This window comes from Arthrobacter sp. Soil_C_60, from assembly GCF_057656375.1.
In genome coordinates this window covers 556145-572875 of record NZ_JBDGKM010000002.1, presented here as the reverse complement: position 1 = coordinate 572875, position 16731 = coordinate 556145, and the positions used below count along the sequence as shown (strand labels likewise).

Below are 16731 nucleotides of genomic sequence, written 5' to 3'. Positions count from 1 at the left end.
AACAACGATGCGTAGAACAATGCGGACGGCGCTGTGCAGCGTCGTCTTTAGCGGAGGACTTCTCGTCCTCGGTACAGCGGCTGCTTCAGCCGCGGAATCTGAACCACCGGAGCCTGCGGTTGCTCCGGACAGCACAGTGGCAGTTGATACGAACCTGAATGTCATCGCCGACGACGTCGGGCTCGATGCCGTAGCGGATGTGGACGCCGAGGTCCGCGGTTTCAAGGTAGACGCGGATCTCGACGCCGAACTGCTTGGAGCCGAATCAGTGGCCGATGTAATGGCCGACGTGGAACTTGACGGCGACGCGGTTGACTATGCCGCTCCCGTGGAAGCAGAGCCCGCGCCGGAGGCCATGGAACCTGAGGCAGCCGTGGTTGCGGAGGCTGACGTTGCCGTCGGGATAGCCGAACCTGCCGGCACCCAGGCGGTGCAACCCGAGGCCGTAGAACCTGACGCAGTCCTAGTTGCGGATGCTGACGTTGCCGTCGGGACAGCAGAACAGGACTATGCGATTGCCGAAGAACCTCAGGTGACGGAAGCGGAGGTGGAAGCAGTTGCGGATGTAGAAGCCGAAGCCGATGTCGTACTCGCCGATTCTGACGCGGTGGTCGCTGACACTACCGTCGAAGCTGATGCGGAAGTGATGGCAGAAGCGACGGTAGGCACCGAGGAAGTCGCTCCGGCCGAAGCAACTGATGATGCTGCTGAAACGGTCGAAGAAAAGGATGAAGCCCCAGCAGTAGTGACCGACTCGGACGCCGCTGCCGATGTGGTGGTCGAGGATGTTGCGGCTGCCGACGTTGATGCCGCCGCGGATGTAAATGTGGCGCTTGACGAAGACCGCCTGGTCGACGTTGCCGCTAACGTTTGCCTTGATGCTGATGTGGCTCTGTTGGGTGATGGGCTGTCGGCGGACGGGTTGCCGTGCCGCACTGCGGAGGGCGATATCGGTAGCGATGACGGTGTCATTGCCGAGGAGGATGCGGCTGCGGATGTGGTGGTCGAGGATGTTGCTGCTGCCGACGCTGATGCCGCCGCGGATGTAAATGTGGCGCTTGACGAAGACCGCCTGGTCGACGTTGCCGCTAACGTTTGCCTTGATGCTGATGTGGCTCTGTTGGGTGATGGGCTGTCGGCGGACGGGTTGCCGTGCCGCACTGCGGAGGGCGATATCGGTAGCGATGACGGTGTCATTGCCGAGGAGGATGCGGCTGCCGATGTGGTGGTCGAGGATGTTGCGGCTGCCGACATTGACGCTGCCGCGGATGTAATCGTGGCGCTTGACGAAGACCGCCTGGTCGACGTTGCCGCTAACGTTTGCCTTGATGCTGATGTGGCTCTATTGCGTGATGGGCTGTCGGCGGACGGGTTGCCGTGCCGTACTGCGGAGAGCGGCACCGGTAGCGATGACGGTCTGCTCGCCACCGATGCGGACGTACTTGCGGATGCAACGCTGGTGATCGGCGAAGTGATCGGTACCGATGATTTCAGCAACGTCGACACTGATGTTGCCGGAGACCTTGTTGCCGAGGTGGAGACGGTCGTGAACGCTGGCTACGGCGACGGATTTGGCGTAATTGCCGACATTTGTCTGGATGCCGCGCTGGTCCTTGGAGGCTTTGCGACAGGTGACAATGGCTGCCTGGCTGGAACAGTGGGCAATGGAACCGGCGGTGCTGAGGATACCGATGGAACACCAGGATCGGACCCCGCTGATGAGGATGCAACGGATCCTGACTCGGACGGTGACGGTACTCCAGGGTCAGACGTCACCGGCGGCGATGCAACTGACGAAGATGCAACCGGAGGAGACAGCAACGACGGAGACGGCGTAGCTGGAACGCAGGGTTCCGGCAATACCGGGATTCCGGATGGCGACACCTCCACCGGGACTAATGCCGGAACCGATGCAACCGAGTCGAACACCGATTCGCCTGCAGGGATCGCCGGAGACCGAGGGGTCCTCGTCGGTGGTGAAGGAACTCCAGGAATGGTAGGAACCCTGGATTCTGCCTTCGTCGCTGCTGCTAATGGCAGCGGGGCAATCAAAGGGACGCAGGGTGAGTCAGCGGCAAACGGCGTTGAAGCGTCGGTAGCCGCTAACCGCATCGCAGGCAGCGACGGAGCCGGAGCCAACAGCGGAACGCTGGCGGCCGGCGTCGTTGTTGGTAGTTCGGGTGCCGGCACACCTGGTGCCGACGGCACAGAAACCCTCGCCGAGACAGGAGCTACTACAACGGACCTGCTGTTCGGAGGGACGGCGATGATTCTGCTTGGTGGCCTGCTGGCCATGAGGCGGAAGGAAGTTGCTCCGATGCGGAGCTAACGGAACGGCAGGCAGTGGTGCGGCCTCTTCACTGGGACCTTGGCGGGAGCCAAACGCCGGAAGAGGCCGCATCCCCCTGTCCGCATATTGATACAACCCTCCACATAGTGGACGCTTGGGACGTAGCATTTATAAGCTTGCGCAATGACTTTGCCAGTTGAACCACCGCGGACAGCAACCGCCAGCATCGATACCACCCGGGAGGACCGCGCCGCGACCATCGCGGTCACGCTGTTCCCGATCCTGATTCTGGCCGGCGGTGTCGTAGCTTTCCTGTTCCCCTTGGCCTTTACCGGCTGGGGAGCACTGGTGACGCCGGCGCTGGGTATCATCATGTTTGGCATGGGGCTCACCCTGACGCCGCCGGACTTCGCGCTGATCGCCAAGCGGCCAATTCCTGTGGTGCTCGGGGTGATCGCGCAGTTCGTCATCATGCCGCTGCTGGGCCTGCTGATCAGCATGGCGCTTGGACTGCCGCCGGCGCTGGCGGCGGGCGTGATCCTGGTGGGCTGCTGCCCCGGCGGGACCGCCTCCAACGTGGTGTCTTACCTGGCCAAGGGCGATGTCGCCTTGTCGGTGGCGATGACTTCGGTGTCGACGTTGCTGGCGCCGCTGCTGACGCCGGTCCTGACCTTGTGGCTGGCCAACCAGTACATGCCGGTTGACGCCGCGTCCATGGCCGGATCGATCGTGCAGATTGTGCTGATCCCGGTGGTGCTGGGCCTGGTGGCACGCTTCTTCCTGCCCGGGCTCGTGGCCAAGGCGCTGCCGCTGCTGCCCTGGGTCTCGGTTCTGGCCATTACCTACGTGGTGATCGCCGTAGTCTCCGGCAGCGCGGCGGCCATCGCCGCGGCAGGGCTGCTGGTGTTCATCGCGGTGGTACTGCACAACGGCCTCGGCTACGCGCTCGGTTATGGTGCCGCACGCCTGTTCAAGCTGCCGATCTCCTCGCGCCGCACCACGGCCATCGAGGTGGGCATGCAGAACTCGGGCCTTGCTGCGGGCCTGGCCGCCCAGCACCTCACGCCCGAATCCGCGTTGCCCGCCGCCATCTTCTCCGTGTGGCACAACGTCTCCGGTGCGCTCATTGCAGCGTTCTGGCGCCGGCGGGATGCCGCCAAGTCTTAACCAAGAAAGCAGCCGGGCTGCGGGTCAGTCCGCTACCGGCACGGCCCGGTCGTTGACGTAGCTGACGCCGAGCTGGGCGCGCACGCCGTCGAACAGGCGCATGGTGTTCAACGTGTCGTCCAGCGGCATGGTGGGACTTTCCAGCAGGCCCTGCTGGATGCAGCGGGTGACATCGCGCAACTCGTACACATAGTTCTGGCCCACCGGCTCAAAGGTCTCGATCCGCGGCGTTCCGTTGTGCTCCCGGATGATCAACTCGGTTGGATTGTGCAGGGGGCTGTTGGTGCGAAGCCAGCCATTGCTGCCGCAGATCGTGGCGGTCCGCGGCGAGGACGCCAGGAGCGAGGAAGTCAGCTGCGCCTGGGCGCCCGAGCTGTAGGTGAGGGTCAGCGCGTTCTGGGCGTCCACGCCGTCGTCGTTAATATGGCCGACGGCGGAGATGGTCTGCGGGAATCCCAGCGTGCCGAGGGCCCATGTGAGCGGGTAGACGGTCAGATCCAGCAGGGCTCCTCCGCCGGCAGCGGGATTCCACAGCCGGGCGGCCGGATCATAGAGGGCGGGAAAGCCTATGTCCGCCTGCAGCCACTGGACCACGCCGAGCTCCCCGGAATGGAGGATCTCCCAGGCGCGTTGGACGATCGGCAGGAACCGCGTCCACACCGCCTCCATCAGGAACAGCGAGTTGCTCCGGGCCAGCTCGGCCAGCTCCAGGGCCTCGCGCGCATTGATGGTCAGGGACTTTTCGCACAGCACGTTCTTGCCGGCTTCCAGTGCGCTCCGGGCAATTTCGTAATGCTGGCCGTGCGGAGTGGCCACGTAGACGATATCGACATCGGGGTCTGCGAAGAGCTGCTCGTAGCCTTTGCCGCCGTCGTTATCAAAATAGGCGGTGGTAAAGCCGAACTGGTCTCGGAAGGCCAGCGCGTTTTCCGCCACCCGCGAGCTCACCGCCTGGAGCACGGAGTCCTCAAGCAGGGCGATGTCACCGCTGACCTTGGCGGCGACTTTCCCCGTGGAAACGACGCCCCAGCGCAACGGCCGGCCGGTGGCGGCTAGCGGGCTGGGTGCCCCGGGGGCGGCGCAGGGCGGCGTGATGATTCGCGGGGGCGTTGTCATGAATCCATCATTACCGCTGCAAATGATAACGTCCATCAAGCGGGGCAAGTCTCAACGTTTCACCTGACGGTGGTGCCGCGCTGTTCGGGTGCCCGGCGAGTGGCACCTTCATCGATATGGGGGATAGGCATGAGCGCCGTGCGCCGCTACGTTTTTCCGATTGTCTGGATGGCCATTTTCGCCGTCATCGCCGTGGCACTTTTCAAGCTGGCCTTCGTCGACGGCATGCGTGCAGAGGCCACGGACCAGCAGCCCGCGGCGCAGCTGGTCACGCCGAGCATTCCGGCTGCCCGCGGCACCGTGACCAACGTGGTCCAGGTGCAGGGGGCCGTCGCGAGCGATCCGGCCGTTGTAGTCCGCAGTACCGCCGAGGGCACCGTCAACTTTATCCATGTGGCAGTGGGCGCGGACGTTGCCAAGGGCGATCCGCTCTTCCAGGTGCAAAAACTCGTGGAACCGGATCCGGCGCAGGCCACCGAACTCTTTGCGGGCCGGACCGCCGACGACGGGGGAACTTCCGACACCGGCGGGTCCAACGGGACTGCCGGGAACGCCGAGCCGGAACCGGTACGGCAGGCTGCTCCGCCCGCTCCCGTCTACACCTACACCGACGTGGTGGCCACAGCGGCCGGCAAGGTCACCGATCTGGCGGTGCTCGTGGACCAGCAGGTCAGTGTGGGTGCCGATGCCGTGACGCTTTCGCCCGGCACCTTTTCCGTCTCCGGCTCCCTGACCTCTGACCAGCAGTTCCGGCTGCTGGACCGCCCGAGTACCGCGATGGTTACGGTCACCGGTGGCCCTGCGCCGTTCGAATGCCAGGCCGTTACCGTGGGCGAAGCATCTTCCTCGGACCCGGCCCCGCAGGCGCCGCAGGATCCGGCGGCCATGGGGCCGTTCGGGCCTGCAGCCCCTGAAACGTCCACCGGCACGGTCAGCTGCGCCGTGCCCGAAGACGTCACCGTTTTCGCCGGTCTCGGGGCCAGCATCGACATCAGTGCCGGCACTGCCGAGGACGTGATCACGGTGCCCACTACTGCGGTGAAGGGCGCGGTGGACTCCGGCGTCGTCTGGGTTGTGGAGAACGACGGCGGTGCGGAGCACGTCGAGCGCGAGGTGCGCCTTGGTCTCAACGACGGCCAGCAAGTGGAAATCACCGAAGGACTGGACGAGGGCGAACTGGTGCTGCAGTTCGTCCCGGGTGCTCCCGCTGAGGAACTGATGGGGCCGGGCATGGAAGGTTTCGGCATGGTGATGGGCGGATGACGGCGCCCGCCACTTCGCGGACGCCGGCGGCCGAGCATCCGGAAGCACCGCTGGTTGCGCTGGAGCGGGTAGAGCGAACGGTACTCATTCCCGACCATGGACCGCTGCACATTCTGCAGGGCGTGGACCTGGAAATCAGGATCGGCGACCACCTGTCCATTGTGGGCCGGTCCGGCTCTGGCAAGTCCACGCTGCTGAACATCCTGGGACTGTTGGACGTTCCTACCGGAGGCGCAATGTCCTTCGGCGGCGTGCCTGTCCAGTCCATGAATGAAAAGCGCCGTGCCGTGACGCGCGGCGCCCGGGTGGGATTCATTTTCCAGCAGTTCAACCTGCTGCCCGGCCGCACCGCGCTGGAGAACGTCATAACGCCGCTGCTCTACGCCCGGGGCAAGCAGTTCTGGCAGCGTGAGCGGCTGGCCACCGAGATGCTCGGGTTGGTGGGACTGGGGGACCGGCTGCGGGAGAAACCCCACAAACTCTCCGGCGGCGAGCAGCAGCGCATCGCCATCGCGCGGGCATTGGTACGCTCGCCCCAGCTGATCCTGGCGGACGAGCCGACCGGCGCACTGGACATTGAAACGGGCCAGTCCGTGATGAAGCTGCTGGATAACGTGGCACGGGAGTCCGGGGCCGCATTGGTCACCATCACGCATGACCCGAACGTCGCCGCGCTGGCACAGCGGCATTACCGCCTGCAAAACGGTGTACTCGTTGACGGGGAGTCTGCAGCATGACCGGCTTGATCGCGGCCCTGGTCGAAGCCTGGGCAGAACTGCGGATCCATAAGACACGAGTCCTGCTGGCGCTGATCGGAGTGGCCTTGTCGGTGGCGGCCCTGACCACCGTCGTCGGGCTGGGGAACATGTCCCGGGAAGCCATGGTGCAGACGCAGGAGCAGCAGGGCGGCCGCGCGGCCACCGTGACTGCCGAAGTTTTCCCGGCCAGCGGAGAACTGGAGGTACCGCAAGTACGGGAGGCCCTTGAGGGGCTGGTGGAGCGTTATGGCGTTGAGCATTCGAGCCTGCGCTACCAGACATCGGTTCCGTTCCAGTTCCCCGACGGCGTTTCGGCGGCGGAAACCATGGTGGTGGACCGAGGATACGGCACGATGCGCCGGGTGGATCTGTCCCTCGGGCACTGGTTCACGCCCACCGACGAGCAGCGGCTGGCACCTGCCATCATCGTCAACGAGGCTTTCCACCAGCGGCTGGGGCTTCCCGATCTGCAGCAGAATCCCGCGGTGCAGATCGTCCGGGAGCGGCCGATTACGGCCACCGTCGTCGGCGTGGTCCCCAACCAGTGGCCCGAGGCGCCGCCGCAGGCAACGCTGCTCGCGGCGCACTACGACGCCTGGGCTTTGGGCGGCGAGGCGCTGATGCCCCCGGCGATGGAGATGTGGGTTCCGGAGGAGATTGCCGAACCGCTCGCCGCCGCCATGAGCAGTGATCTCGCGGCACAGTTCGGGCCCGGTTCGGCACAGGTATTCAGATCCGATTATGCGGCCTTCGGCGACCCGTTCGAGAGCATTCAGCTTGCCGTCGGCGGAATTGCGGGTTTGGTGCTGCTGCTCGGCGCCGTCGGGCTCCTCAACATCTCGATGGTGACGGTCCGCTACCGGGTGCGCGAAGTCGGGATCCGGCGCAGTTTCGGTGCAACGGGTGGCCGGATTTTCTTCGGGGTGATGCTCGAATCCGTAGTCGCGACGTTCGTGGCGGGGGTCATCGGCGTGATGCTGGCGGTGGCCGTCGTCAAGAGCCCGTGGGTGCAGGACGTGATTGCCGCCGGCGTGAGCGAGCTGCCGCCCTTTCCGCTGGAGGCGGCCTTGATCGGCCTGGGAGCGGCAACCTTGGTAGGTGCTCTGGCCGGTCTGATCCCGGCTGTGGTAGCGGTCCGGGTCAAGGTCATCGATGCCATCCGGTACTGACAATTGCCAGCGGGGCGCCATCGGGTCCTGGCCCGGCTCTCGGCGCCCGCGGCAGTAGTCCGCCTTGCCGCTGACCTGCGGTTCCTGTGATGCGCCCCTGTTACTGCTACTCCATGAGTGGTACAAAGTAAGTAGGCTGATATTCCCGTTCAGCAGGAAAGAGGCGCTATACCCATGGATACATCCCAGATTGTATGGATCATTGTTGCAGTTGTAGTTCTTCTGATCATCATCGGTTTGATTGCCTTCTTCGCGAAGAAGCGCAACAAGGCCAAGATGCATGAACGGCAGGAAGCGGACCGGGCGAAAGCCGCCGAAGTCCGCCAATCGGCCCAGGCTACTGCACTGGGCGCCCGTGAACGCGAGGCGGAGGCTCACCGTGTCCAGGTTGATGCCGAGCAGGCGGACATCGAGGCCGAGCGCGCGCGGATAGAAGCGGACCGGATGCGGCGGCAGGCCGATGAGCGCAAGGCCGATGCCCAGGGCATCCGCGATGAGTCCCAGGAGCAGCTGCGCAAGGCCGACGAAATGGATCCGGACGTCAATACCGACGACAAGCGCAAGGGCGGGCGCGGAAGCGACCGGGGCGCCGGTGACCGCGACGAAAACCGCGGCCCCGACCAGAACCGCGACGACGAGGGCCGCCATGTTGCCCGCGACGCGGACGGAGACCAGCGCCGGCAGTAACCCGCGGCGCCGTCCTGAACCCACGTCGTCAGGAACTGCTCAGCGGCCGGCATCTTGAAGGAACATCGTTCCCCAAAGATGCCGGCCGCTGCTGTGTGTCCGGCCGGGAGATGCCCTGCTACCCCTTGACGGAGCCGCTCATCAGACCACCCACAAAGTACTTGCCGAGGATGATGTAGACGATCAACGTGGGCAGCGATGCGATGAGCGCACCGGCCATGGACGCGGCGTAATCCGTCAGCTGGCCGCCGGCGAGGAAGCTCAGGGCAATGGTGACCGGTCCGTTGCTGCCCGAGGAGAAGAAGGCGGCGAACAGGTAGTCGTTCCAGGCTGAGGTGAACTGCCAGATCAAGACAACAACGAAGCCCGGCGCGGAGACCGGCAGGATGACCGAGGCGTAGGTCCGCAGCAGGCCGGCACCGTCCATTCTGGCTGCTTCGATCAGTTCGCTGGGCACCGACTCGTAGTAGTTGCGGAAGATCAGTGTGCAGATGGGCAGGCCGTAAACGATGTGCAGAACCAGCAGGGACGGGATTCCGTTGGGGATGTTGAGCCCCTGCATCAGCTGGGTCAGCGGGATCATGACCGCCTGGTACGGGATGAACATGCCGAACAAGATGAGCGTGAAGACCACATTGGCGTAGGGGAACCGCCAGCGCGAGAGGACAAAGCCGTTCATCGAGCCCAGCATGGCAGAGATGATGGACGCCGGAATGACCAAGGCAAAGGTGCGGCCAAGCGCAGGCGCCAGCGTCTCCCAGGCCTTGGCCCAGCCGGCGGTTTCCCACGCCGTCGGCAGCAGCCAGGCCGTTGAGGGATCCGCATCGGCGGGTCCCTTGAAACTGGTAATGACCAGCACATAGGCCGGAATCAGGACGACGACGACGAACACCAGCAGCAACGCGTACTTGAGCGTGCGGTTGATCTTCTGCCGGCCGCCGCTGCGGGCGGGCGCGCGCGGGGTCGAGACTTTGACCGGGGGCGGGACGGTGGCGGTCGCCATCAGCGCTTCTCCTGCCGGGAGGTGTAGACGAGGTAGGGGACAACCACCAGGGCCACCAGGATGAGCATGATGGTGCCGATGGCGGCGGAATCCGCGTAGTCGCTGCCGATGTACTTAACCCACATCATGGTGGCGGGCACCTGGATGTCGTAGGTGTTGGCATCCGGGACGATGGCGCGGATCAGGTCGAAGAGCTTCAGCGACATGTGGCCGATGATGATGACGGCGGAAAGCATGACCGGGCTCAGCTGCGGGAAAATGACATGTCGGTACAGCTTCCATTCGCTGCAGCCGTCGATCCGGGCGGCCTCGCGCAACTCGTCCGGAATGCCGCGGAAACCGGCCAGGAACAGCGCCATGACGTAGCCCGAGAGCTGCCAGATCGCGGGGACGGCGATGGCCGCCACACCCCAGTTGGGGTCCGACCACCAGCTGTTCTGCAGGAAACCCAGCCCAATGCTCTCCAGCAGGCGGTTCAGGCCGGTGGTGCGCTCGCCGCCGGGCTGGTCCGTCTGCAGGCTTGAGAGCAGCCAGCGCCAGACCACGCCGGAGGCGATGAAGGATACGGCCATCGGAAACAGGTAGACGGAGCGAAAGAAGCCTTCGCCGAAGTCGGGGCGTTCGAGAATCCAGGCCCAGAGAAACCCGAAGATGAGCGTGCCGGCCAGGAAGACAACCGTCAGCAGCAACAGGTTGCGCAGCGAGTGCTGGAAGTCGGCGTCTCCGAACAGGCGGAAGTAATTGTCCAGACCGACGAAGTCCGCGCGGGGCAGGGACGTGTGCTGGTTGGTCATGGAGATTTGGACGTTCTGGGCGATCAGTCCGTAAACGAAGACGCCCAGCAAGATGATGGTGGGGGATATCAAGGCCAGCGCCGGGCCCCAGGTCCTGATTTTCGCGAACACGAACCCTATCTCTCCTCAGGCAGCAGCGGAACGAACGCGGTGGGCGGGTGCTTGAGGCCTGAGCCGCACCCGCCCACCGGTTTGTCCGGAACTACTGCGCGAACTTTTCCGCTATCGATGCGGCAGATTCCTGCAGTGCGGCAACGTCCTGCGGGCCGCCGAACTTGCTCACGGCGGTGCTCAGCTCGTTCAGCCATGCCACCGGCACCGCGGCGCCGTGGGCGAGCGAGGAGACGATGGTGTCCGAGGAAAAGTCCTCGATGGCGCTCTGCTGGTACTCGCCGAATTCATCGCTCGGCACGTCCGTGCGGGCAGGGATGGACCCCTTCGCCGCGTTGAACGCCTGCTGGCCTTCGACACTCGAAATGGTCGTCAGCCATGCCTTGGAGCCGGCCGGATTCGGGGCGCCCTTCGGCAGGGTGAACGAATCGGCCAGGAAGTCGAAGACGCCGTCGGTTCCGGGTGTCGGGAAGTACACGTAGTCCGTGCCCGGCTTCAGCCCGTCCTGCGCAAACTTGGCTTCAGCCCAGTCGCCCATCACGTTGTAGGCCGCGGCCCCGTCTTCGACCAGCTGCGTGGCAGGGCCCCAGTCGCTGAGGGTGTCGCGGTCCGAGTTGGTGTAGCTGAGCGCCTTCTTGTAGTTCTCGATAGCCTCGGTCACCTCGGGGCTCTTCCAGTCCGTGGTGCCGTCCCAGAGGCCGCTGTAGCCTTCGGGGCCGAGGGTTGCCAGCAGGATGTTCTCGAACAGCTGCACCTGCGTCCAGGTGCCGGCGACGGCCAGCGGGGTGGTGCCGCTTTCCTTGATCTTGTCCATGTCCGCGAACCAGGCGTCGAGATCGGCCGGCGGACTGTTCGGATCCAGGCCAGCTTCTTCAAGGACTTCCACGTTGGCCCACACCACGTTGGCCCGGTGGATGTTGGACGGAACCGAGTAGATCTTGCCGTCCACGGTCAGGCGGTCCAGCAGATCCTGCGGGAAAGCCTCATTGAGCTGGGCTTCCTCGTAGAAGGAGCTCAAATCCTCGAGCTGGTCCGCATTGATGTAGTCCTGCAGCTCGGCCCCGGCGTGGGCCTGGAAGGAGTCCGGCGGATTGCCGGACTTGAGGTTGGCCGCCAGGACGCTCTTGGCCTGGCTGCCCGCGCCACCGGCTACGGCCAGGTTGTCGAAGGTCAGATCCGGATACTGCTCGTCGAAGATGTCCACGAGCGCATCCAGGCCTACTTTCTCCGACCCGTCGGCCCACCAGGTAAAGACCCCGACCGAACCGGTAGCTTCTGTCGGGTTCGCTTCTTCGACCGAGCTTCCTCCGCCGCATGCGGACAGGAGCAAGCCTGCTGCCGCAACGCTGGCGAGCAAAGATACGCGTCGCATAACGCCTCCATTACTGAGCAGTCATTGACTACTTTGTCGTCTGGCTGAAGTTTGCACACGGGTTCGTGGCTTGCCTTGAAGTTAACTCCGTCACACACGTTGCCGTCAAGAGTTGAACGCAAAACTATTGCCGAGCCAGCATGCGGGTCGTTTTTACAACGAGGGCAGCTCGGCCTGCTGCAGGACCAGCGTGGCAGCGCCGAGGGCTTCGGCCCGGTTGCTCAGTCCGGACATGGCCAGTTCGGTGGATTCGCCCACGGCGGGTACGGCATGGCGCAGCAGCCCCCGTCGCACGGGTTCGAGCAGGATGGCGTTTAGCCCGGTCAGGGAGCCGCCGAGGACAATGACTTCCGGGTTGACCAGATTGCACACGTTCGCCAGCGCCCGGCCAACCGCCAACCCTGCGTCGTCGATTACCCGCAGTGCCGCAGGGTCACCGTCGAGGGCAATCCGGACAATGTCTTCGGTGCTGACCGGTTCGGATTTGCCGCGGCTCAGCAGCTCGATCATCGTGGAGGTCGACGCCACCGTTTCAAGGCAGCCGCGGTTTCCGCAGCGGCAGATGAGGCCGTGATCGGCGACGGTGGCGTGGCCGATTTCGCCGGTCACGCCGATGTTGCCGTAGAACGGTGCACCGTTAAGGATCAGTCCAGCACCGATGCCGGAGCCCAATTTCAGGAAAACCAGGTTCTGCACGTTCTGGTAGGGGCCCCAGCTGACCTGTGCCAATGCACCCAGATTGGCGTCGTTGTCGATGAAGACCGGAATGCCGAACGCCTCGCGGAGCCGGCCCAGCAAATCGATGCCCACCCATTCGGGCAGGATCGCTCCGTGGATGACCTTGCCGGTGCGGTGGTCGATCGGGCCGGGAATGCCGGCGCCCAGGCCGAGGAGCGATCCGGGTTCCACGCCGATGTCCGCCAGTAGTCGCCGGACCAGCTGGGCGGCGGCCTCGATGCCTTCCTCCGCCTGGTGGCCGAGGGGCAGTTCGACGCCGTCCTCCGCCAGAACCCGGTGGTCCAGGCTGACCAGCACCACATTGACATGCCGCCGGCCGAAATCCACGCCGACCGCAACCGCACCGCGGCCGTTCAGTGTGACGGAGAGCGCCCGGCGGCCGGAGCTGGTGGTCGGCGATGTCAGGATCAGGCCGTCGTCGACCATGGCCTTGACGATGTTGGACACGGTTGCGGTGGAGAGACCGGTCTGCCGGGCCAGCTCGGCCTGGGTCAGCCCGCCGCTGGTCATGAGCGCGCGGATGATCCGCTGGCTGTTGCGCCTGCGCAGTGCACCCTGGGAGCCGGGCCGGTGGTCGGTGCCCGTCACTGTGGCTGGTTCGGCTGGCATACCTAACAGGGTGCTCCCGCTACCCCTTGTAGTCAAGAAGTTAACGCAAGACGACCAGGTGGACTGGAACTTATGCGTTGGCATCCCGGTGCAGCTTGGCGAGCTCGACGTAGTGCGCCGCGTTGTCGAGGACGGACTGGTATTCCTCGTCGCTGAGTTCGCGGCGGACCTTTGCGGGAACGCCTGCCACCAGCGACCGGGGCGGGATCTGCGTGCCCTCCAGTACCAAGGCACCCGCGGCAACCAGTGAGCCTTCGCCGACGACGGCGCCGTTCATGATGGTCGCGCTCATGCCGATCAGGCAGTTGTCCTCCACCGTGCAGCCATGGACCACGGCCGTGTGCCCGATGCTGACGCCGGCGCCCACGGTGCACGGGAAGCCCTCGTCCGCGTGAAGCACCACGTTGTCCTGCAGGTTGCTGCCTGCCCCCACACGGATCGGGGCACTGTCGCCGCGGACCGAGACGCCGTAAAAGGCGCTGGAATCGGGGGCCAGCTCCACATCGCCGCTCAAGGTGGCGGTGGGAGCGACAAAGGCGGACGGGTCGGTGGCCGGGGTTTTGCCGGCGAGTGTGATGATGTGGGCCATGGCACCAGCCTACCCAAGCCGGGGTGGCCGCGCGGCGTGCGCACCGCCGTCGTAAATCAGGGTTTATAGATCATGAAGTACTGGTAATGCCCGGGGTCCTGGCCGTGTTCCCAGGTGGTGAAGTGGCGGATGGTGCCGTGCGGTTCGAACAGGCTCAATAGGGTCTCGTCGGAGCGGCGGCTGAAGAAGCGCTGCGGTTCCTGATCATCCGCGGCATTGATGCCCTCGCTGTCGGAGCCGGACCAGAGGCCCACGGCCAAGGGGGAGCCGGGTTTGAGGACGCGCATGATTTCGGTCAGGACACCGTAGAGGTCGGCGTTGGCGACATGCAGCAGTGTGCTCATGGTCCAGGCGGCGTCGAAGGTTTCGTCGGCGAACGGCAGCTCGCGGGCAGAGGCGACCGAGGCTTCGAGCTGTTTGTGCCTGGCGATCCGCACGCTCGCTTCGGAGAGGTCTACCCCGGTGTAACGGATGCCGGCGGCCTTGAACGCGAGGCCGTCGACGCCGGTGCCGCAGCCGATTTCCAGCAGGTCGTGCCGGCGGGTCGCCTTGAGGTGCTCGATGAACTCGCTGCGCTTGGCCACCCGCTGTGGATCCGGTGTCCGGGCATCGCGGACTTCGGCCTGCCGGTCATAGTAGGTTGTCAGGTCCCTCTCATAGTTGCCCATGCTCCGACCCTACGTGGGGACGGCAGCCAGGAGAAGGGCAGGTGCGGGAGAGCCCGGTCAGTTGAAGACGACGGTCCGCTGCCCGTCCAGCAGGACGCGGTGCTCGGCATGCCACTGGACGGCGGTGGCCAGCGTGCGGGCCTCCACGTCGCGGCCCATGGCCACGAACTGCTCCGCGGACTTCGCATGGTCAACGCGGATGACTTCCTGCTCGATGATCGGGCCCTCGTCCAGGTCCGGCGTGACGTAGTGCGCGGTGGCGCCGATCAGTTTGACGCCGCGGTCGTGCGCCTGGTGGTACGGCCTGGCGCCCTTGAAAGACGGCAGAAAGGAGTGGTGGATGTTGATCGCCTTGCCCTGCAGGTCCGTGCAGAGTTCGTTGCTCAGGATCTGCATGTAGCGGGCGAGCACCACGAGCTCGATGTCGTACTCGGCCACTAGGTCGCGGAGCGCTTGTTCGGCTTCGGCTTTGGTGTCCGGCGTGACCGGAATGTGGCGGAACTCGATGCCGTAGAACTCGGCCATGTCCGCCAGCTCCGTGTGGTTGGAGACGATGACCGGGACGTCGATGGGCAGCGTGCCCGAGCGTTGCTGGAACAACAGGGAGTTGAGGCAATGCGCGGACTTGGAAGCCATCAGCAGGGTGCGCATCCTGGCGCCCTGCTGGTTCAGGCTCCACTTCATGGTGAAGGTTTCCGCCACGGGCTGCAGCGCCCGGTGCAGGTCTCTGTAGGACGTGCCGGTGGTGACGGCGACGCGCATGAAGAACCGGCCGGAACTCGGGTTCCCGTACTGCTGCGAATCGACGATGTTGCAGCCGGCTTCCACCAGCGCTCCGGTCACGGCGTACACAATGCCGGGGCGGTCCTCGCAGGAGAGCGTCAGGTTGTAGGTGGAATCGGTGCTGGGCAGGGAAGCTTCACTCACAGCTCCAAGGTTACCGGTGCGGGCGCCGAAACCGACGACGGCGTCAGCCGGCCACCGTTGCCAGTGCATGCGCTCCTTGCTTCGGGACCCGAAGGATCTTCAGCTGCCGCACCGCTGCCATCGCCGCCGCCCGGCCGGCCCGGGTGGCACCGACTGTGGAGGCGGAGGAGCCGTACCCCACGAGGAACAGCCGCGGTTCCTTGACCACGGACACGGCGTCCGGCCCCATGCGGATACCGCCGCCGGGCTCACGCAGCTGCAGCGGGGTCAGATGGTCCAGCGAGGGGCGGAAGCCGGTTGCCCACAGGATGGCATCCACCTGCTCGGCCGATCCGTCCGCAAACACCACGCCGTCCTCGGTGATCCGGGCAAGCCGCCCGCGGGACACCAGGACGCCGGCGTCGATACCTGCCTTGTAGGTCTCGTTCAGCGGCAGGCCCGTCACGCCGACCACGCTCACCGGCGGCAGCCCGGCGCGGGTGCGCTCGTTGACCTTGCGCTCCACCTCGATGCCCCAGCTGGCGTCGAAGGGCTCGGTAATGAAGTCCGGCTCCCGCCGCGTGGACCAGACGGTCCGCGCGCCGGCGGCGTCGAGCTGGAGCAGGAACTGCAGGGCGGAGGTGCCGCCGCCGACCACCAGCACGCGCTTGCCGCGGAACTCGTCGGCCGACCGGAAATCGTGGGTATGCAGCTGCCGGCCGCGGAACGTCTCGCGCCCGGGGTAGTAGGGCCAGTACGGCCGGTCCCACGTGCCGGTACCGCTGATGACCGTGCGCGACAGCCACTCGCGGCCCGAGGCGCTGGTGACCCGCAGCAGCTGCCCGGAGCCGCCGTCGTCGTTGGTGATGGATTCGACGCGTTCGGGGCGGTGGACGGAGAGATTGAACTTCTGCTCGTAGGCACCGTAGTAACGGCTAACGACGGCGGACGCCGGCTCTGCGGGGTCGGTAACCCCGAGCGGGAGGCCGGGGAGATCGTGCAGCCCGTGGGCGGCGTCGAAGGTCAGGGAGGGCCAGCGGTGCCGCCACGCGCCGCCGGGGCCTTCGTTCGCGTCCAGGACAATGTAGTCCTGTTCCGGAACCAGGCCGCGCCGCTGCAGATGGTAGGCGGCGCTGAGACCGGCCTGGCCGGCGCCGATAATCACTGCGTCCAGAACCTTGTCCATGCCGCTCCCGTCCAAATTGGTTGATATGTCAACTTCTATAGGTTCCAACGGTCCTGGGTGCCAGGGTATTCCACGGTGCCTCGATGGGGCCGGGATGGCGCCGGGAATGTGTCGAGAACGTGTCGAAACGTGTCGAAAAAAGTCGGTGACGCCCCGGCCAGGGAGGGCGCCGCCGTCGTACTTTTCAGGGTCTGCGGGAGGCGCAGTAGAATTCCTATCGTCGCGACTGGCGTCAGGTGGACCACCATCAGGAAGCGGCGGCAGGGCCAACCGACCCGTGGGTTGATTGGCACTGCACAGTGCAG

General features: G+C 65.3%; 15 protein-coding genes and 1 riboswitch. Of the genes, 6 read left to right on the top strand and 9 right to left on the bottom strand.

Going from position 1 to position 16731, the window contains the following annotated elements; all coding sequences use genetic code 11:
• Positions 1-7 precede the first annotated feature (7 nt).
• Both AC3A4M_RS06400 and AC3A4M_RS06395 read left to right on the top strand, forming a co-directional pair.
• Positions 8-2329 carry an LPXTG cell wall anchor domain-containing protein gene (locus AC3A4M_RS06400; protein WP_498734695.1) on the top strand — a complete coding sequence of 774 codons (2322 nt, stop codon included), beginning with the start codon at positions 8-10 and terminating at the stop codon, positions 2327-2329.
• A gap of 144 nt (positions 2330-2473) precedes the next feature.
• Entirely contained in the window at positions 2474-3457 is a 984-nt protein-coding gene (locus AC3A4M_RS06395) for a bile acid:sodium symporter family protein (protein ID WP_498734694.1), read from the top strand.
• A 24-nt stretch (positions 3458-3481) separates the two neighbouring features.
• Here the strand turns inward: AC3A4M_RS06395 and AC3A4M_RS06390 are convergent, their stop codons facing one another.
• Positions 3482-4573 carry a Gfo/Idh/MocA family protein gene (locus tag AC3A4M_RS06390; protein WP_498734693.1) on the bottom strand — a complete coding sequence of 364 codons (1092 nt, stop codon included), beginning with the start codon at positions 4571-4573 and terminating at the stop codon, positions 3482-3484.
• Between the two features lie 129 nt (positions 4574-4702).
• Here AC3A4M_RS06390 and AC3A4M_RS06385 point away from each other — a divergent pair, with 129 nt between their 5' ends.
• From AC3A4M_RS06385 to AC3A4M_RS06370, 4 genes are all read left to right on the top strand, one after another.
• Positions 4703-5836 (top strand): efflux RND transporter periplasmic adaptor subunit, encoded by a 1134-nt coding sequence (locus AC3A4M_RS06385; RefSeq protein ID WP_498734692.1) that lies wholly within the window; start codon positions 4703-4705, stop codon positions 5834-5836.
• Complete coding sequence (locus tag AC3A4M_RS06380; protein ID WP_498734690.1) at positions 5833-6573, top strand: ABC transporter ATP-binding protein; 741 nt, start codon at positions 5833-5835, stop codon at positions 6571-6573. The genes AC3A4M_RS06385 and AC3A4M_RS06380 overlap by 4 nt, the downstream gene beginning before the upstream one ends.
• Positions 6570-7763, top strand: a complete 1194-nt coding sequence (locus tag AC3A4M_RS06375) for an ABC transporter permease (RefSeq protein ID WP_498734688.1) — start codon at positions 6570-6572, stop codon at positions 7761-7763. Before AC3A4M_RS06380 ends, AC3A4M_RS06375 begins: the two co-directional genes overlap by 4 nt.
• Before the next feature lie 174 nt (positions 7764-7937).
• Complete coding sequence (locus AC3A4M_RS06370; RefSeq protein ID WP_498734686.1) at positions 7938-8450, top strand: hypothetical protein; 513 nt, start codon at positions 7938-7940, stop codon at positions 8448-8450.
• Positions 8451-8568: 118 nt separating this feature from the next.
• On the opposite strand, the gene AC3A4M_RS06365 is transcribed toward AC3A4M_RS06370, so the two are convergent.
• The 8 genes from AC3A4M_RS06365 to AC3A4M_RS06330 all read right to left on the bottom strand — a co-directional run bounded on the left by AC3A4M_RS06365 (position 8569) and on the right by AC3A4M_RS06330 (position 16426).
• Positions 8569-9453: a carbohydrate ABC transporter permease gene (locus AC3A4M_RS06365; protein ID WP_498734685.1), complete on the bottom strand. Its 885-nt coding sequence runs from the start codon at positions 9451-9453 to the stop codon at positions 8569-8571.
• On the bottom strand, positions 9453-10358 hold the full coding sequence (locus AC3A4M_RS06360) for a carbohydrate ABC transporter permease (RefSeq protein ID WP_498734684.1): 906 nt from the start codon (positions 10356-10358) through the stop codon (positions 9453-9455). Before AC3A4M_RS06360 ends, AC3A4M_RS06365 begins: the two co-directional genes overlap by 1 nt.
• 91 nt (positions 10359-10449) lie before the next feature.
• The gene (locus AC3A4M_RS06355) at positions 10450-11730 is read right to left on the bottom strand and encodes an ABC transporter substrate-binding protein (RefSeq protein WP_498733350.1); all 1281 of its coding nucleotides are present in this window, start codon (positions 11728-11730) and stop codon (positions 10450-10452) included.
• Positions 11731-11883: 153 nt separating this feature from the next.
• On the bottom strand, positions 11884-13077 hold the full coding sequence (locus AC3A4M_RS06350; protein ID WP_498734683.1) for an ROK family transcriptional regulator: 1194 nt from the start codon (positions 13075-13077) through the stop codon (positions 11884-11886).
• A gap of 70 nt (positions 13078-13147) precedes the next feature.
• A complete protein-coding gene (locus tag AC3A4M_RS06345; RefSeq protein ID WP_498734682.1) occupies positions 13148-13666 on the bottom strand; it encodes a gamma carbonic anhydrase family protein in 519 nt (172 codons plus the stop codon).
• A gap of 56 nt (positions 13667-13722) precedes the next feature.
• Positions 13723-14334, bottom strand: coding sequence for a class I SAM-dependent methyltransferase (locus AC3A4M_RS06340; RefSeq protein ID WP_498734681.1), 612 nt, complete (start codon positions 14332-14334; stop codon positions 13723-13725).
• A 57-nt stretch (positions 14335-14391) separates the two neighbouring features.
• On the bottom strand, positions 14392-15261 hold the full coding sequence (gene purU, locus AC3A4M_RS06335; protein WP_498734680.1) for a formyltetrahydrofolate deformylase: 870 nt from the start codon (positions 15259-15261) through the stop codon (positions 14392-14394).
• Positions 15262-15304: 43 nt separating this feature from the next.
• Complete coding sequence (locus tag AC3A4M_RS06330; RefSeq protein ID WP_498734678.1) at positions 15305-16426, bottom strand: FAD-dependent oxidoreductase; 1122 nt, start codon at positions 16424-16426, stop codon at positions 15305-15307.
• A 212-nt stretch (positions 16427-16638) separates the two neighbouring features.
• Positions 16639-16716, top strand: a riboswitch (ZMP/ZTP riboswitch).
• The last annotated feature ends 15 nt before the right edge of the window (positions 16717-16731 follow it).

What these genes read in the sequence shown, in the direction of transcription:
- AC3A4M_RS06400 (WP_498734695.1), top strand. Translation starts at nt 8, where the DNA reads ATGCGTAGAACAATGCGGACGGCGCTGTGCAGCGTCGTCTTTAGCGGA.
- AC3A4M_RS06395 (WP_498734694.1), top strand. Translation starts at nt 2,474, where the DNA reads ATGACTTTGCCAGTTGAACCACCGCGGACAGCAACCGCCAGCATCGAT.
- AC3A4M_RS06390 (WP_498734693.1), bottom strand. Translation starts at nt 4,573, where the DNA reads ATGACAACGCCCCCGCGAATCATCACGCCGCCCTGCGCCGCCCCCGGG.
- AC3A4M_RS06385 (WP_498734692.1), top strand. Translation starts at nt 4,703, where the DNA reads ATGAGCGCCGTGCGCCGCTACGTTTTTCCGATTGTCTGGATGGCCATT.
- AC3A4M_RS06380 (WP_498734690.1), top strand. Translation starts at nt 5,833, where the DNA reads ATGACGGCGCCCGCCACTTCGCGGACGCCGGCGGCCGAGCATCCGGAA.
- AC3A4M_RS06375 (WP_498734688.1), top strand. Translation starts at nt 6,570, where the DNA reads ATGACCGGCTTGATCGCGGCCCTGGTCGAAGCCTGGGCAGAACTGCGG.
- AC3A4M_RS06370 (WP_498734686.1), top strand. Translation starts at nt 7,938, where the DNA reads ATGGATACATCCCAGATTGTATGGATCATTGTTGCAGTTGTAGTTCTT.
- AC3A4M_RS06365 (WP_498734685.1), bottom strand. Translation starts at nt 9,453, where the DNA reads ATGGCGACCGCCACCGTCCCGCCCCCGGTCAAAGTCTCGACCCCGCGC.
- AC3A4M_RS06355 (WP_498733350.1), bottom strand. Translation starts at nt 11,730, where the DNA reads ATGCGACGCGTATCTTTGCTCGCCAGCGTTGCGGCAGCAGGCTTGCTC.
- AC3A4M_RS06350 (WP_498734683.1), bottom strand. Translation starts at nt 13,077, where the DNA reads ATGCCAGCCGAACCAGCCACAGTGACGGGCACCGACCACCGGCCCGGC.
- AC3A4M_RS06345 (WP_498734682.1), bottom strand. Translation starts at nt 13,666, where the DNA reads ATGGCCCACATCATCACACTCGCCGGCAAAACCCCGGCCACCGACCCG.
- AC3A4M_RS06340 (WP_498734681.1), bottom strand. Translation starts at nt 14,334, where the DNA reads ATGGGCAACTATGAGAGGGACCTGACAACCTACTATGACCGGCAGGCC.
- AC3A4M_RS06330 (WP_498734678.1), bottom strand. Translation starts at nt 16,426, where the DNA reads ATGGACAAGGTTCTGGACGCAGTGATTATCGGCGCCGGCCAGGCCGGT.